Source organism: Paenibacillus sophorae, from assembly GCF_018966525.1.
Classification (GTDB): domain Bacteria; phylum Bacillota; class Bacilli; order Paenibacillales; family Paenibacillaceae; genus Paenibacillus_AQ; species Paenibacillus_AQ sophorae.
The window spans coordinates 3,544,611-3,560,815 of record NZ_CP076607.1 but is presented as its reverse complement, the minus strand read 5'-3'; the positions used below and the strand labels follow the sequence as shown (position 1 = coordinate 3,560,815).

Here is a 16,205-nt window from a genome sequence, read left to right as displayed (position 1 = left end):
TAAACCAATTCTCTAGGACATTACCCAGGTATCCTTAACACCGCCGCCTTGAGAGGAGTTTACTACCAGTGAGCCTTCCCTCATCGCCACGCGCGTCAGCCCTCCCGGAATGACATGCGGCTTGCGGTCCGCACCCATTAGCACAAAAGCTCTCAAATCAATATGCCGCGGACTCATCATACCTTCTGAAAGTATCGGCGCTCTTGACAGAGACATGATCGGCTGAGCTATGTAGCGATCCGGTTCGGCAACAATTTTGAGCCGGAAATTATCCTGCTCCTCCTTGCTTGCCTCGCTTCCGATCAGCATACCGTATCCTCCGGACAACGAGGTTTCCTTGACGACCATTTCAGCCAGATTATCAAGCACATACTTCCGGTCATCCGGTTTGGAAAGCAGATAAGTAGGAACATTATTTAAAATCGGTTCCTCATTCAGATAATAGCGGATCATATCAGGCACATATACATACATGGCCTTATCGTCGGCGACTCCGGTTCCCGGCGCATTGGCGATGGCCACATTGCCGGCTCTATAAGCATTCATAAGTCCCGGTACGCCAAGCAGTGAGTTGGGATCAAAGGCGAGCGGATCGATATAGTCGTCGTCAAGCCGGCGGTACAGCACGTCCACCCGCTTAAGTCCATTCATTTCCCGTAAAAATAATTTATGATCCTGAACGACCAAATCACGTCCCTCTACGAGGTGAACGCCCATTTGCTGGGCGAGGAAGGCGTGCTCATAGTATGCGGAGTTGTATTGGCCCGGGGTCAGAAGAGCAATAACCGGATCTGCCGTACGCGAAGGTGAAAGGCTGCGAAGAACCGATAAAAAGCGGTTGATGCTGTGTTCCACATCCCGAATGGAGCTGGAGAAAGAGAGCTCGGGGAACAGTTGGTTCATCAGCGATCTTCCTTTAAATAGGTAGGAAAAACCGGACGGCGTACGCAGGTTATCCTCCAGTACATAATAATTCCCGTCGTGATGCCGGATCAGATCGATTCCCGAAGTCGTAATGTAGGCTCCGCCAGGAACGCGAAGTCCTGCCATTTCCGGACGGAAATAACAATTGGAGATGACCATCTTGCGAGGCACGATGCCGTCCTTAATAATATATTGTTCGTGATAAATATCATGGACGAACAGATTAAGCGCCGTCACGCGCTGAATAATTCCTGCCTCAAGCTTCCCCCACTCATCCTTAGGGATAATCCGCGGAATCATATCGAAGGGGATTGTCCGTTCCATGGGTTGGTCTTGAGCCGGGTTGTACAGTGTAAAGGTAATGCCCTCCTCCATCATGCGACGCTGCATCAAATGTTGTTTGGCCTGCAGCTCTTCGGGACTCATTCTGGCAAACATGTGGTTAACATGCTTATAATGAGGGCGGACGCTGCGTTCGCTAGCGAACATTTCATCATAAAAATGGTGCAGCGGATACGGAGACAGACCGGGCAGTGGATCAAGTTTAGACATGAGCCCGACTCCTTTCAATAATTGAAATGTAGTAATAAATCATACTTTTTATTAAGACAGTATTTATAAAAATATTCAATCACATTTTCATAATACGTAAACTCGAATCCTCATGTCAATATATATAACAAGGCTTTTGGTGGACGATCATTTCCCCGGTCTGATGAAACCGCACTCTTTTTCCGGGATGGAGTTCGGTAAGAATGGATCAAAGATAAATGTAATGTGCGAAAGGTCGATTACTTCACTATTATGAATTTTTCATATAATGAAATATTATAGTTGCTGGCAATCAAGATTACGACCCTTTTACAAATTGTGCAGCTTTTAGGTTAAAAAGGATGTCGTGTCAGATCGTATGCAGGTATTGTTCAGTTGTACCATGTCAGGTTTCCGCACATTTAGTCTTTAGCGTGTGTCCCTTGCTGGGTATACGCAAAAGAGCGCCGGCATTTGCCGGCGCTGCTGTGTGTGTCTTATTGGGACGTAAGCTCAATCACCCGAAATCTCTTCATCCTTCTCATCGATAATCATACCGGCGAACAGAGCGTGAACGAATTGTTCGGAATCGAACGGCTGCAGATCCTCCATTTTCTCGCCAAGTCCGACCAGCTTTACTGGAATGTTCAACTCCTGGCGGATCGCCACAACGATGCCGCCTTTAGCCGTTCCGTCCAGTTTGGTGAGGACAAGCCCTGTCACGCCGCTCTTCTCGCCGAACAGCTTGGCCTGCGCAAGCGCGTTCTGTCCAGTCGTCGCGTCGAGCACCATCAGCACTTCATGCGGCGCGCCCGGAATCTCGCGCTGGATCACACGGAATATTTTGGCCAGCTCTTCCATCAGATTGCTCTTGTTCTGCAGCCGTCCCGCCGTGTCACAGATCAGCACATCGACGGCGCGCTGCTTGGCGGCCTGAACCGCATCATACATCACCGCAGCGGGATCGGAGCCCGGGTTCTGCTTGATCACATCCACGCCTGCCCGCTGTCCCCATACCTCAAGCTGTTCGATGGCACCCGCACGGAACGTATCACCAGCGGCTAACAGCACTTTTTTGCCCTCCTGCTTATAGCGGTGCGCCAGCTTGCCGATCGTCGTCGTCTTGCCGACGCCGTTGACGCCGACGAACAGAATAACCGTAATGCCGTCCGGATTCTCATTAAGGCGGTTGTCATCGTCACTGCGCAGCAGCTCCATCAGCTTGCGGGAGAGAATCGGCTGCAGTTCGGCGGCATCCTCAATACGCTCCTTCTTCACTTCGGCGCGGAGTTCCTCGACCAGCGTCATGACCGTGCTTACGCCAACGTCGGCGCCGATCAGAATTTCTTCCAGCTCCTCGTAGAACTCCTCATCGATTTTTTTGCGGCGGATAATCAGATCGGATACTTTCTCTACAAACCCTTTGCGGGTCTTCTCCAGACCTTCCCGGAACTGCTTCGTTACGCTTTCCGTTTTGCCGGCAATACTTTCTCTTAATTTCTTGAAAAAGCTCACTTCTTGTTCCTCCGTTCAGTTATTAATGGCAAGCTGCCAAATTAAGCGATCTCCGCTTCTTCATCTTCCAGACGCACGGAAACCAGCTTGGAAACCCCGCCCTCTTCCATCGTTACTCCATAGAGCACATCCGCTTCTTCCATCGTCCCTTTGCGGTGTGTCACCACGATGAACTGGGTCTGCTCCGAGAATTCGCGGAGGTACTGGGCAAACCTTACGACATTCGCCTCGTCCAGCGCCGCCTCCACCTCATCCAGCACGCAGAACGGAACCGGCTTTACCTGCAGGATAGCGAACAGCAGCGCCATCGCGGTCAGCGCGCGTTCTCCACCGGACAGCAGCTGCAGATTTTGCAGCTTCTTGCCCGGAGGCTGGGCGACGATATCGATGCCGGTATCCAGCAGATGGTCCGGGTCCAGCAGCAGCAGATCGGCTCGGCCTCCGCCGAACAGCTTGGTGAAGACCGTGCCAAATTCTCTCCGAATGGCATCGAACGTCTGCTTGAACCGCTTGGACATCTCATCCTCCATCTCGCGGATGACTTGATACAGCGTAGTCTTCGCTTCAACGAGATCATCCTTCTGCTCGCTGAGGAATGTATAGCGCTCATTCACCCGCTGGTATTCCTCTACGGCTCCCAGATTCACCTCGCCGAGCGCGGAAATGCTCCGTCTGAGCTTCTGTACTTCAGCCTGCGCTGCAGGGACATCCTCCGGGACGGGATAGCGCTGCTTGGCCAGCTCGTAGCTCAGCTCGTAATCATCGCTCAGCTTGCGCAGGATGTTGTCAAGCTCAACGTCGAGCCTGCCGACGGAAACCTCGGTCGCACGCAGCCGGTCATCCACCGCTTTTAGCGCCTGACGCTGCTCTTTCGTCTCGCCTTCCTCCAGCTCCAGCTTTCGGGTTAGGGACGTACGTTCCGCACGGGCGTAATCCAGCTTCTCCGCCGCTTCTTCTTTCTTCAGACGATATGTGTTCAGATCTTCCTGCTGCTTGACGGCTTCCGCGGCATTGGTCGCCAGGTCCTGCTCAACCGTCGCCAGCAGATTGCGGTTCTGCCGCATTTCCTTGTCTTGCGAACCGGCGTCTGCCTTCAGTCTACGCAGCTGTTCCTCCTGAGAAAATATCTCCTGATCCAGCTTGCCTTCCGCAACCTTCATGCCGGTCAGCTTGCCCTGAAGCTCTTCCCTCTCGGACTCGCTCGCCTTGCGCTGCGATTCCGCATGACGGATCGCTTCATGGGCGGCTTTCTCCTCCTCTTCCAGACGAGCGAGGTCGGCTGCCGCCTGCGCCCTTGTCTGCTCCAGCTGCTTCGCTTCGCCTTCGAACCCGCTGCGCTCCGCTCCAGCGCTTTCCACCTGCTCCTGCACATGCCGAAGCTCCTGCTCCAGCTGCCTCAAATCGCCGGCAAGACGCTGTTCCTCAAGCCGCTTCTCATCGCCGCCATGCCGAAGCTTCTCCAGCTTGTCGTTCGAATCTTCCTGCTCCTGGCGCAGCCGGGCGATGCTTGCCTTAAGCTTGTCGATCTGGTGCTCGGTTTCACCGATTTCGCTTTGGAGCTGGTCCAGCTGGCGTTTGCGTCCCAGCAGACTGGTATTCTTTCTGTGCTGACTGCCGCCGGTCATCGATCCGCCGGCGTTGACGACATCGCCCTCCAGCGTAACGACGCGGTAGCGGTACTGGCATCTGGCCGCAATCTTGTTGGCCTGCTCCAGACTTTCCGCAATGACGACATTCCCTAGAAGACTGCCGACAATACTGGCATATTTGCCTTCGAAGCCGACCAGTTCGGAGCCGATTCCAACGAATCCCTCCGCGCCCTCAATCATTCCCCGGTCGCTGCCGGTAATCTGCCGCGGCCGGATAACATCGAGCGGGAGGAAGGTCGCGCGTCCAAGCTGCCGCTGCTTCAGAAAAGATATCGCTTGGCGCGACACGGCTTCATTATCCATGACAATATGCTGCAAAGAAGCGCCTAGCGCCGTTTCAACAGCCGTCTCCAGCTTCTCGGGCACGGATATCAGCTCGGCCACAGCACCGTGAACGCCGCTAAGCTGCCCTTTGCGCGCGCCTTTGAGCACTTCCTTGACGCCAAGCATGAAGCCGTCGAAGTCGTCCTGCATTTCCTTCATCGTCTCATGGCGGGATACCTGGGCTTCTCTTTTCTGCTCCCATTTGCGGAGTCCCGAATGGGCTTCGTCCAGCAACTTCTGCCGGGATACCGATTGTTCGCTCTCGGAGATGTAGTCCTTGCGCAGTTTCCCTAGCTCCTTGCCAAGCGTCTCGATTTGGCCCTTTAGCTTCGCCTGCTCCCGCTGAAGCTCCTGATGCCGCGAGATCCACTTCCCGCTCTCTTCCGCGCTGCGGTTCATCCGCCGCTCCAGGCTTTCCTTCTGCTGATCGGCATAGCGTATCTCGTTGCGCGCCTGCGCCATTTTATTCATCAGCTCAAGCAGCGCACTCTTTAAGCTTTCCTCTTTACTTTGGCTAAGCCCATCCGTAACGCCTGTCAATCTGGCTTCTTCGTCGGCGATTTGCTGCCGCAGCTCCGCAAGACGGAGCCGGGTCTGCTCCAGGCTGCTTTCCAGCACTATCAGCTCCCGCTGGCGATCTTCCGAACGCTCTCCGACAGAGCCTATGGTCTGCACCAACTGCTCCCGGTTGTTCTCTAGATGGCGCCGGCGTTCCTTCAGCAGTTCGCCGTATCCTTCGCTTTTCTCGTATGCTTCACTGTACCGCAGCAGCTGTTCCTGCAGCTGTTCGATCTGCTCCTCCATTTGGCGAAGTGCGGCTCTTCCGCTCTCCAGCTTGGCGTCATGGGCTGTGACAACCGTCGACAATTGAAGCTGCTCGTCCCGCAAAATCTCAAGCTTGGCATTGCCGTCCTTCCATGCCGCGTGAATGCCCTCAATCTGGTGCACATAGACGGATATTTCCAAATTTTTCAGCTGTTCTTTCAGTTCCTTGTAGCGGACGGCCTTCTCGGATTGTTCCTTCAGCGGACCGATCTGGTCCTCCATTTCACTGATCAGATCATGGATGCGCAGCAGATTCTGCTCTGTCTCATCCAGCTTGCGGCCCGCGTCCTTTTTGCGCGATTTATATTTGACTATGCCTGACGCCTCTTCAAATATGCCTCGCCGATCCTCTGACCGGGTACTGAGAATTTCCTCAATCCGGCCTTGACCGATGATGGAATAAGCCTCACGGCCGATACCGGTATCCATGAACAGCTCTGTAATATCTTTTAGTCTGCATGACTGCTTGTTGATCATATATTCGCTGTCTCCGCTGCGGTGAACCCGCCGCGTTACCGTCACTTCGCTGAAGTCCAGAGGCAGAGCGTGATCTTCATTGTCCAGCGTCAGCGACACTTCGCCATAATTCACCGCCTTGCGGGCATCGCTTCCGGCAAAAATAATATCTTCCATCTTGCCGCCGCGCAGCGACTTGGCGCTTTGTTCACCGAGCACCCAGCGGATGCCGTCGGAAATGTTGCTCTTGCCGCTTCCGTTAGGACCCACGACAGCCGTAATGCCGCGCACAAACTCCATCTCCGTTTTGTCGGCAAATGATTTAAAGCCCGCTAATTCAATCCGTTTCAAAAACATACGTCGCCAGTCACCTCCGACCCATTATACCATAGCGTTCCATAACCTAACATAGCACGCTCCAATGAAGAGCAGGATGCAGTAAATATCGTTGGTTGTGAAATATAAAATTGACAGTGATTACAAAAAGTGGTGTAGTAAAGTTGTTCTTGATTTCTATTTTTTTCTATTTATTATAGTTATTTTTCTATATTTTAAATCTTCATTAATAAGGATGATGGAAATGACGCGGGGACCTGAACAGCAAGAACACATTATTCGTTATCGGCAGGGCCGAATCACCAGAGAACCGGATCTAATTGTGACGGAGCATCCGGTCACACTTAAGATTAACGGTGAAGAATTCGTGACCCTGGTATGCACCCCTGAATACATTGAGGACATGGCTATCGGCTACTTGGCTTCTGAAGGCATCATTCGGGGAATTCAAGATATTAAGGAGCTGTGGACGCAGGAAGAGGAAGGCTTCGTACACGTCTCCACGGACCGCTGGAATAATCTTCACCGCCAGTTGTACGCCAAACGTTATGTCAGTTCCTGCTGCGGCGCCGGCCGCCATGGCTTTGTTTATGTTAACGATGCAAGGACGGCCAAAGTAATGGACGGTGTTCATGTCTCGATATCCTTTGGCGATTGTTTCCGCCTTATGGAGAGCGTGCAGGCCGGCGCGGAGCTGTTTCACCGGACAGGCGGCGTCCACTCCGCTGCGATTTGCGATACCGGCGGGGTGCTGCTTGCCCGCAGCGATATCGGCCGGCATAATGCGCTCGACAAGATTTACGGCCACTGCTTGAGGCACGAGATGAACCTGAATAACAAAATAATCGTGTTCAGCGGCCGGATTTCATCGGAAATCTTATTAAAGGTTGCCAAAATCGGCTGTGAGATCATTCTGTCCAAATCAGCTCCCACAGCCCTGGCTCTTGAGCTGGCTGAACAACTCGGCATCACGACAGTCGGTTTCATCCGTCATGATTCATGCAATGTTTATACACGCCCTGAGCGTATCAGCGACTGTGCGATCTTAAAGAACAATTGAACAAACCTGAGATTTCAAGCAGAAAGCTCATAGTTCAGTATTTTTACTATTGTTACATTATTTACATGTCTATCTATTACAAAAAAAGGATGCATCTGTTCAGCTTAAGGAGGGATGTTCAACGGATCATTTACTGGAACGATTATATACGCAGGAATCGCTGGGTTCCGAAGAAATTGTCGATCTTCTAGGAAATTTGGACCAGACTTCAAGGAAGCGGCTGCATACTTTTGCACATCAGAAGCGGGTGGCCCGTTACGGCACAGGAGTGTATCTCCGCGGACTGATTGAATTCTCCAATATATGCAAACAAAACTGCATGTACTGTGGAATACGCTCCGCCAATAAGGCAGTCAGCCGCTACCGGCTGAAGCCTGAAGAAATCATGGACTGCTGCCGTGAAGGATATAATTTGGGCTATCGCACCTTCGTTCTGCAGAGCGGAGAAGACGATTGGTATACAACGGATAAGCTGGCGGGCCTTGTTGCTGATATCAAGCGGCACTATCCGGATTCTGCGGTGACGCTGTCGATCGGCGAACGTGACGATGAGACCTATACCCGGTTATTTGAAGCGGGTGCGGACCGTTATTTGCTGCGGCATGAGACGGCTTCCAGCAGTCTGTATGAGGCGCTGCACCCGACCATGACTTTTGAGAATCGGCGGGACCGCTTGCGTGCCTTGAAAGCTATTGGCTATCAGGTCGGAGCCGGCTTTATGGTTGGATTGCCCGGACAGACGAACGAAGATTTGGCCAAGGATTTATTGTACCTCAAGGAGCTTAATCCGGATATGGTTGGCATCGGCCCTTTTTTGCCGCACCAAGCTACGCCTTTAAAGGACGAGCCGGCTGGTACTGTGGAGGCTACATTAGATATGATTGCACTTGCGCGTTTGTTTGTGCCTGACGCCTTGATTCCGGCTACCACAGCTTTGGGAACCGCTCATCCGTACGGGCGGGAGCTCGCACTAAAAGCGGGTGCAAATGTAGTCATGCCTAATCTCTCTCCCCTGTCCGTACGTCCAAAATATACATTATATGACAATAAAATTTGTACAGGAGATGAATCGGCACAGTGCAGGTTCTGTCTGGATCAGCGGATTGAGGGTGCCGGCTTTCATGTCGATATGGGCCGCGGAGATAGTCTGAACTGGCTGTCGCGCCCTCCGGGGGAGCAGGCTGTTCGGTAAACAATGGTCATTTGTGACCTGTCGTTGTCGTGAAATTTCACAGGAAGGCAATCGGGCGAAGTTCGGCCTTCTTTTTTTTCCATTAATGAACCCAGAAAGAAGTGGATGTTTGTGAACCGAGTAAATGAACGCCGTCCGGCGGATTTTATTCAGGACGAGGAAATCAAGGAATCACTGAAATACGGGGAGGCGGCAGTAAACGACAGCACAATAGTAACCGCAATCCTGGATAAAGCAAGAGAGTGCAAAGGCCTGACCTCTCAGGAAGCGGCCGTGCTGCTGCACGTGGATGATGAAGATACACTGGAAAGGCTGTACCAGGTATCCAGGGAAATCAAGGAACGGATATACGGCAACCGGATCGTGCTGTTCGCCCCCCTCTATGTCAGCAATTACTGTGTCAATAACTGTGTCTACTGCGGATACAAGCACTCCAATTCCGAGTTTGTGCGCAGCCGTCTCACTCAAGACGAAATTGCCCAGGAGGTCAAGGTTCTTCAGTCACTTGGCCATAAACGGCTTGTCCTTGAAGCGGGTGAAGACTCGCACCATTGTTCCATCGACTACATTCTGGAATGTATCCGGACCATATACGAGACCAAGCTGGACAATGGCAGCATCCGGCGGATTAACATCAATATTGCCGCCACGACGGAGGAAGAATACCGCCAACTGGCCGAGGCCGGGATCGGAACCTATATTTTATTCCAGGAGACTTATCACAGACCCAGCTATCACAATTACCATCCTCAAGGACCCAAAGGGGACTATGACTGGCATACGACCGCCATGGACCGTGCAATGAAAGCCGGAATCGACGACGTTGGCATCGGTGTCCTGTACGGACTCTATGATTATAAATATGAGACCATCGCCATGCTGCAGCACGCCGAACATCTGGAGCAGGCATTCGGCTGCGGACCGCATACCATCTCTGTCCCCCGCCTGCGCGAAGCGGAGAACGTGAATCTGGACAATTACCCCCATCTTGTGGGCGACCGCGATTTCGCGAAGATTGTCGCCGTGCTGAGAATGGCCGTGCCTTATACGGGAATGATCCTGTCTACACGTGAAGACCCGGAATTCCGCGACCAAATCATTAAGCTGGGAATTTCGCAGATCAGCGCAGGCTCCGCGACAGGCGTCGGCGCATATAGCGTCAATAAAGACAAAGACGACAAACCGCAGTTCACGGTCGGCGATCACCGCTCCCCTATGGAAATTATCAAGAACCTGTGCCAAGGCGGCTATGTTCCCAGCTACTGCACCGCATGCTACCGCGAAGGAAGAACAGGGGACCGCTTCATGCAGCTGGCCAAGTCGGGGCAAATTCATAATGTATGCCAGCCGAATTCCTTGATGACCTTTCAGGAGTACCTGCTGGATTACGCCGACGAAGAAATGCGCGCCATTGGCGAACAGACTATTCGCGAGAATCTGGAGCGCATCCCCAAGGAGTCGGTCAAGAAAGCAACGAGTGAGCAATTGCAGCGCATTCATGCGGGCGAAAGAGATCTGCGGTTCTAACAGGCATCATAAAAAGCACCCGGAACCTTTAAACATGGAACCGGGTGCTTTCGTTTAATAGACAGATCTTTAACTTCATTCCTCCGCCCAAGCCAGCATCGCGGACGGAAACATTTCAATCGCCCTCGGGAATACGCCATGGACATAGGCAATAAACACGCCATAATTGACAATCGGCACTCCCGCAGCCCCCGCTTCCTCCAATCGATGCAGCATCGCTTTGCGATTCAGGACGCACGCTCCGCAGTGAATAATAAGGGAATACTGTTCCAATCCCTCCGGGAATTCGCTGCCTGCGGCATGCACGATTTGAAGCTGTCTACCCGTCTTTTCCCGCAGCCAGCGGGGAATCTTGACGGTGGCGATATCATCGGACTGCCGATGATGCGTGCAGGCTTCCGCAATCAGCACACGGTCGCCGTCACGCAGGCGGCTGATCGCCCGCACCCCACGAACAAGCCGGGGAAGATCGCCTTTATAGCGGGCGAACAGTATGGAGAAGGAAGTTAATGGCACATCCTTGGGGGTGTCGGCCTGGGCTTTTAGAAACGCCTGTGAATCTGTAATCACCACTTTCGGCTTGCGCCCCAGTGCCGCCAGCGTATGCGCGAGTTCCTGTTCCTTGGTCACCACAGCTACCGCATCACATTCCATAATGTCGCGAATGGTCTGCTGCTGGGGTAAGATCAGCCTGCCTTTGGGTGCGGCCTTATCGATTGGGACGACAAGAACGGCCAGGTCACCTGGACTTAACAAGTCGCCTACGATCCGGAACTTGTCTTCTCCCCTCGGTAAGGCGGCTGCAATGGCCGTCTTCAATTCGCCGATACCAGATCCAGCGGCGGCGCTTAATGGAAGCGGCTTGAGGCCAAGCGTGGTTTCTACATGTGCCGCCGCCAACCCGGTCTGACCTTGATCTCCATCCGAGGTAAGCAAATCGATTTTGTTTAAAATAACAATGACCGGAATCTCTCTGGCAGCAATCGTCCGCAGCAGTTCCTGCTCAAATTCGTCAGCGCCATGGGCGGCATCAACCACAAGCAGTGCCAAATCGGTTTTGTTAAATATACGCATCGTTTTATGGATACGCTGCTGCCCCAAATCGCCAACGTCATCCAGTCCAGCTGTATCAATAAGCACCACCGGGCCCACCGGCAGCAGCTCCATCGGCTGATAGACTGGGTCGGTCGTCGTACCGCTCACCGGGGAAACAATCGAGGTCTCCTGACCGCCAAGCGCGTTAATGACACTCGATTTACCGGCATTACGCCTTCCGAAGACAGCAATGTGCAATCGTTCTCCGCGCGGTGTATCGTTCAAGCTCATAGGGTGCTCTCCTTCGCTTTCCTATCCTCTTCAGACTCCTCTGCCGCTTCCGGGAATACCCGGCTTGGTCACTTCCAGCGGATGAAGAATCGCTTCTATTTGCTCCTCTTCCATCAGGCCGCGTTCCTGTAACAGTTGTTCAAGCGGCTCTCCCGTAGCAGTGACGGCCATAGCCAGCTCAGCGGCGGTGTCATATCCAAGATAAGATACCGCAGCAGCAGCCATCACTCCCGAGCGGCTTAGATTCTGATGACAACGGTCGGCATCCAGCTTTAAACCCTGGACACAACGCTCCTTGAACAGCGGAACGGCACGGCTTAACAGTTCCAAGGATTCGAGCAGCGCCTCGGCAATCAAGGGCGTAAACGCGTTAAGCTCAAGCTGTCCGCTTGCCGCCGCCAGCGTCACCGCTGTATCGTTAGCGATCACCCGCATCGAGACGGACCCGGCCATTTCGGCGATGACCGGATTGACCTTACCGGGCATTATGGAAGAGCCAACTTGTACAGCGGGCAGCTTATATTCGCCAATGCCGCCGGATGGTCCGGAATTCAGCAGCCGGAAATCGCCAGATATCTTCAGCAGATTCACCGCGGCCGCTTTGAGCAGACCTGAAGTCTCTACAAATACATCCATATTCTGCGTGGCATCCATCGGAAAATCACTGCGGCATAACCCGAGCCCGGTCATTTCCCGCAGCTCCTCCGCAATGGCATAGGCATACGTAAGCGGCGCGTTCATCCCTGTGCCGACAGCCGTGCCGCCGATATTGATTTCCCGCAACCTTTCCTCCGCTTTATACAGCCGCCACCGGTCACGGGCCACCGCTTTGGCGTAGGCGCCGAAGCTCTGTCCGGCCATGATTGGCAGCGCGTCCATTAGCTGCGTCCGGCCCAGCCTTAACACATCCGCGTACTGCCGTTCCTTCTCCTGCAGCGCTTCTTGAAGTGAAGACAGCTCTTCACTCAGCAAACGCAGCAGCGGGATGACAGCGATGCGCAGAGCGGTCGGATAGACGTCATTCGTGGACTGATACAGATTTACATGGTCAATTGGATGGACTAGCCGGTAGTCCCCCTTGATTCCGCCAAGCCACTCGATTGCCCGGTTGGCAATCATCTCATTCACATTCATGTTGGTGCTGGTTCCGGCTCCGCCCTGATAGGCATCCACGATAAAATGATCATCCAGCAGACCTGCCAAAATATCATCGCAGGACAACTGAATCGCCTTAGCGGCAGACTCCGGAATATCTCCATGCTGCCCGTTTACTTTTGCCGCAGCTTTCTTGACTAGCACCATTGCCCGCATGAGCCGCCGATGAGCCGGACGGCCGCTGACGGCAAAATTGTCACGCGCCCGCACGGTATGAATACCATAGTAGGCATCCTCAGGCACTGAGGCACTGCCAAGCGAGTCCTGTTCCGTGCGAAATTTGAATTCATCGCTCATTCTAAGCATTCACCCGCCAATCTGAGACATCTGACGCAGCATAACGTGCTGAGAAGGCTTGTGGCTCGGCTGAACGATCATCTCATGCCGCTGCGGTTTGGCTTCGAGCGATTGCCGGATTACTTGTCTAAGCCTCTCGTCATTTCCGATAAACGGCTTGAGATCCCACTCGTCGTTCCAATAGAGACAGGGCTTAACATATCCGTTCGCCGTTATACGCAGCCGGTTGCAGGCCATGCAGAAATGTTCGCTGACCGGATTAATCAGGCCGAATTCTCCGGCAGCTCCGGAAATCCGGTAATACTTGGCCGGCCCCGCATCGTCTGCCGCTCCACAAAAAGATAGATTCGACAGACTGTCAGCAGGCTCAACAAGGCGCGCGTTCCATTCCCTCTTCGCACATTGGGCCAGTATTCCCTCCAGCGGCATATATTTCGCATTCCATCCCTCTTGCTGCATGCCAACAGGCATATATTCGATAAAGCGGATTTGCAGCGGATAGTTCAGCGTCAACCGCAAAAATGACTCGATTTCGTCGTCGTTCACGCCTTGCATGAGTACAACATTGAGCTTCAGCGTTTCGAATCCGGCTTCAAAGCAGGCTTCAATGGCGTCCAATACCCGGCCTAGATCACCGCCGCGCGTGATCTGGGCGTACCGCTCCGGCAGGAGGGAATCCAGACTGATATTCACATCGGTTAGCCCCGCCCGGCGAAGTTCGCGAGCCTTGGATGCCAGCAGCAGGCCGTTGGTGGTCAGCCCAATGCGTCTGATTCCTGATACGGCGCCAAGCCTGGCCACAAGCTCTTCCAGACGGGGCCGCAGCAGCGGTTCTCCGCCGGTAATCCTAACCTTAGTGACACCCATCTCTGCGAGTACATTTACGATGGCAACCATATCGTCAAAAGTAAGCAGGTCCGTCTGCGAAGTATATTCCGCTCTGTTCCCCGGTCTGCAATACTGACAGCCAAGATTGCAGCGGTCGGTAATGGAGAGCCGCACATAATTATGTACACGGCCAAAGGAGTCAACCAAAGGATCGGACAAAGGATTCACCTTGCTTTCTGCATTTTGTGACTGAACACTCGGATGGAATTTTAACATGCTCAATAGCCGGATAAATCGCCAAACGGCTGCAGCAGCTGTGCGCTGGCAATTCTTTTCCGGGAAGCCGACTGTTCGATTTGACTCGGGACAATGAGCTGCAGCGCATTCGTCGGGCATACCCGTACACATTCCGGTCCATTGCCGCTTTCTTCACAGAGATCGCATTTCTGCGCAACGATTCTTTCCTTCGGGCTCAATACACCCGCAGCATTTGACCGCAGGCCGGACTGCCGCTGCTTCTGACCATCCCGATACGCAGTAACCATTTGAATAGCCCCATAGGGACAGACCAGCATGCAGGTTTTACAGCCAATACATGTATCCTGGTTAATAATAATGCTATGGTCCTTGTTCGTAATCGAGCCGTTAGGGCATACATTGGCGCAAGGAGCATCCTCACAATGTCTGCACTGGACGGGGGCAGTAACGGCTTCCGTCTCGACTACACTCAGACGCGGGTAAAATGCAATCTCGCTTTCTTCCTGCTCAAATAGACGGTTTCCCGAATGCGCAACGACACAGGCTGCCTCACAAGTATGACATCCTATGCATTTATCAGGATCAGCAACAACAAAATTATTCATTTCATTTCCCCCTTAACACTTCTGGAAAAGAATTTGGTATGCAGCAAATGATGTGAAGCATGGCCTAAAGGCTCACCTAAAAAGTCTTTGTATAATTTAATAATTGCCGGGTTCTCATGTGATTTGCGGACCTTCTGATTAGAATCATGACGGTATATCGAGCTCTTCCTGGCCTGATAAGCGCTCTTTCGCTGCGTCTCCAGCAGAAGCTTCGGTTGGCCGCCGCCGCTGACGCATCCTTCAGGACAAGCCATGACTTCTATAAAATGATAAGGGCAGGTGCCTTTGGCCACTTGTTCCAAAATGGTAGAGACATATTTAAGCCCTGCGACCATGGCAACCTTCAGCTCCAAATCCCCAATCTGAACCGTTGCCGTACGAATTCCTTCATCCCCTCTGATAAAATCGAGCTGAAGATTCGGAATGGGCTCGTGCGTCACAAGCTCATACCCCGTCCGGATCGCCGCTTCCATGACTCCCCCGGTGGCGCCAAAGATCGTTCCTGCTCCGGAATATTTGCCAAGCGGCGAGTCAAACGTTTCGTCGGGAAGGTTGATGAAATCAATGCCCTTGTCCTTAATTAACTGGGCCAGTTCCCTCGTTGTAATGACCATATCTACTTCGCGGAGCCCGTCGACATTCATTTCTTCCCTGCCGGCCTCAAATTTCTTGCACGTACAGGGCATTACCGCCACGCTGAGGATATCGGCCGGGGCAATTCCATCCAATTCGGCGCTGTAGGTCTTGACCAAGGATCCTACCATTTGCATTGGCGACTTGCAGCTCGACAGATGATCCAGCACATGCGGCGCTGCCGTCTCCGCATGCTTGACCCAGGCCGGGCAGCAGGAGGTGAACATCGGCAGCCGTTCGCCGGACATGACCCTGCTAATTAATTCGCTGCCCTCTTCCATAATCGTGACGTCGGCTCCGAAATTTGTATCATAAACTCTATCAAAATTCAGCAATCTTAACGCCGCCGCCATCTTACCCGGAGTTAATGTGCCAAAGGGCAAGCCGAATTCCTCCGCCAGCGACACGCGGATGACCGGAGCGCATTGCACGACTTTATACCGTTTCGGGTCGGCCAGCGCTTCCTTTAGCTCTATTGCATGTCCGGTCGAATAGGCGGCAAATAGCGGTTCACGCACACTGGAAAGCTGACCTCTTTGCCGCAGCTTCTCTGCACGGGAAGTCAGGGAAGGATCGTTTTCCGCCGCATAAGCGGCGCATGTCTGTACACATTGCCCGCAAACGACGCAGCGGTGCGCATCAATGCTTTGGGGTGTGCTCGCTTCCCCGATAATGGCATCCACCGGGCATACCTCCGCGCACCGCCTGCACCCGGTGCATAGTTCTTCGTCAATATGAATGATCGGATCGATGTTTGGCGTCAC

Annotated in this window: 11 protein-coding genes; 3 read left to right on the top strand and 8 right to left on the bottom strand. The window is 53.2% G+C overall.

All coding sequences use genetic code 11. The annotated features are described in order from the left end of the window. Window positions 1-12 precede the first annotated feature (12 nt). The 3 genes from KP014_RS16805 to smc form a co-directional block, all read right to left on the bottom strand. Entirely contained in the window at window positions 13-1,476 is a 1,464-nt protein-coding gene (locus tag KP014_RS16805) for a circularly permuted type 2 ATP-grasp protein (protein ID WP_036598199.1), read from the bottom strand. Between the two features lie 492 nt (window positions 1,477-1,968). Further along, on the bottom strand, window positions 1,969-2,970 hold the full coding sequence (gene ftsY, locus KP014_RS16800) for a signal recognition particle-docking protein FtsY (RefSeq protein ID WP_036598198.1): 1,002 nt from the start codon (window positions 2,968-2,970) through the stop codon (window positions 1,969-1,971). A gap of 41 nt (window positions 2,971-3,011) precedes the next feature. After that, the gene (gene smc / locus KP014_RS16795; RefSeq protein WP_090833954.1) at window positions 3,012-6,581 is read right to left on the bottom strand and encodes a chromosome segregation protein SMC; all 3,570 of its coding nucleotides are present in this window, start codon (window positions 6,579-6,581) and stop codon (window positions 3,012-3,014) included. Window positions 6,582-6,804: 223 nt separating this feature from the next. On the opposite strand from smc, the gene fdhD reads away from it, so the two are divergent. The 3 genes from fdhD to hydG all read left to right on the top strand — a co-directional run bounded on the left by fdhD (window position 6,805) and on the right by hydG (window position 10,339). After that, entirely contained in the window at window positions 6,805-7,620 is an 816-nt protein-coding gene (fdhD, locus tag KP014_RS16790) for a formate dehydrogenase accessory sulfurtransferase FdhD (protein WP_036592136.1), read from the top strand. A gap of 133 nt (window positions 7,621-7,753) precedes the next feature. Continuing rightward, entirely contained in the window at window positions 7,754-8,812 is a 1,059-nt protein-coding gene (gene hydE / locus KP014_RS16785) for a [FeFe] hydrogenase H-cluster radical SAM maturase HydE (protein WP_090833981.1), read from the top strand. A 105-nt stretch (window positions 8,813-8,917) separates the two neighbouring features. Beyond that, on the top strand, window positions 8,918-10,339 hold the full coding sequence (gene hydG, locus KP014_RS16780) for a [FeFe] hydrogenase H-cluster radical SAM maturase HydG (RefSeq protein ID WP_036595901.1): 1,422 nt from the start codon (window positions 8,918-8,920) through the stop codon (window positions 10,337-10,339). Between the two features lie 75 nt (window positions 10,340-10,414). On the opposite strand, the gene hydF is transcribed toward hydG, so the two are convergent. Genes hydF through KP014_RS16755 form a run of 5 tightly spaced genes read right to left on the bottom strand, consistent with a single transcriptional unit; the run spans window position 10,415 to window position 16,205 of the window. After that, entirely contained in the window at window positions 10,415-11,665 is a 1,251-nt protein-coding gene (gene hydF, locus KP014_RS16775; protein ID WP_090833953.1) for a [FeFe] hydrogenase H-cluster maturation GTPase HydF, read from the bottom strand. Window positions 11,666-11,695: 30 nt separating this feature from the next. Beyond that, window positions 11,696-13,117 carry an aspartate ammonia-lyase gene (locus KP014_RS16770; RefSeq protein WP_051500211.1) on the bottom strand — a complete coding sequence of 474 codons (1,422 nt, stop codon included), beginning with the start codon at window positions 13,115-13,117 and terminating at the stop codon, window positions 11,696-11,698. Window positions 13,118-13,126: 9 nt separating this feature from the next. Further along, the gene (moaA, locus tag KP014_RS16765) at window positions 13,127-14,221 is read right to left on the bottom strand and encodes a GTP 3',8-cyclase MoaA (protein ID WP_090833979.1); all 1,095 of its coding nucleotides are present in this window, start codon (window positions 14,219-14,221) and stop codon (window positions 13,127-13,129) included. A gap of 2 nt (window positions 14,222-14,223) precedes the next feature. Continuing rightward, entirely contained in the window at window positions 14,224-14,808 is a 585-nt protein-coding gene (locus KP014_RS16760) for a 4Fe-4S dicluster domain-containing protein (RefSeq protein WP_036597011.1), read from the bottom strand. Beyond that, complete coding sequence (locus KP014_RS16755) at window positions 14,805-16,205, bottom strand: [FeFe] hydrogenase, group A (protein ID WP_246590519.1); 1,401 nt, start codon at window positions 16,203-16,205, stop codon at window positions 14,805-14,807. The genes KP014_RS16760 and KP014_RS16755 overlap by 4 nt, the downstream gene beginning before the upstream one ends.

Excerpts from the sequence above, each read along its gene's own strand:
- KP014_RS16805 (WP_036598199.1), bottom strand. The coding sequence starts at position 1,476 with ATGTCTAAACTTGATCCACTGCCCGGTCTGTCTCCGTATCCGCTGCAC.
- smc (WP_090833954.1), bottom strand. The coding sequence starts at position 6,581 with ATGTTTTTGAAACGGATTGAATTAGCGGGCTTTAAATCATTTGCCGAC.
- fdhD (WP_036592136.1), top strand. The coding sequence starts at position 6,805 with ATGACGCGGGGACCTGAACAGCAAGAACACATTATTCGTTATCGGCAG.
- hydG (WP_036595901.1), top strand. The coding sequence starts at position 8,918 with ATGTTTGTGAACCGAGTAAATGAACGCCGTCCGGCGGATTTTATTCAG.
- hydF (WP_090833953.1), bottom strand. The coding sequence starts at position 11,665 with ATGAGCTTGAACGATACACCGCGCGGAGAACGATTGCACATTGCTGTC.
- KP014_RS16770 (WP_051500211.1), bottom strand. The coding sequence starts at position 13,117 with ATGAGCGATGAATTCAAATTTCGCACGGAACAGGACTCGCTTGGCAGT.
- moaA (WP_090833979.1), bottom strand. The coding sequence starts at position 14,221 with ATGTTAAAATTCCATCCGAGTGTTCAGTCACAAAATGCAGAAAGCAAG.
- KP014_RS16760 (WP_036597011.1), bottom strand. The coding sequence starts at position 14,808 with ATGAATAATTTTGTTGTTGCTGATCCTGATAAATGCATAGGATGTCAT.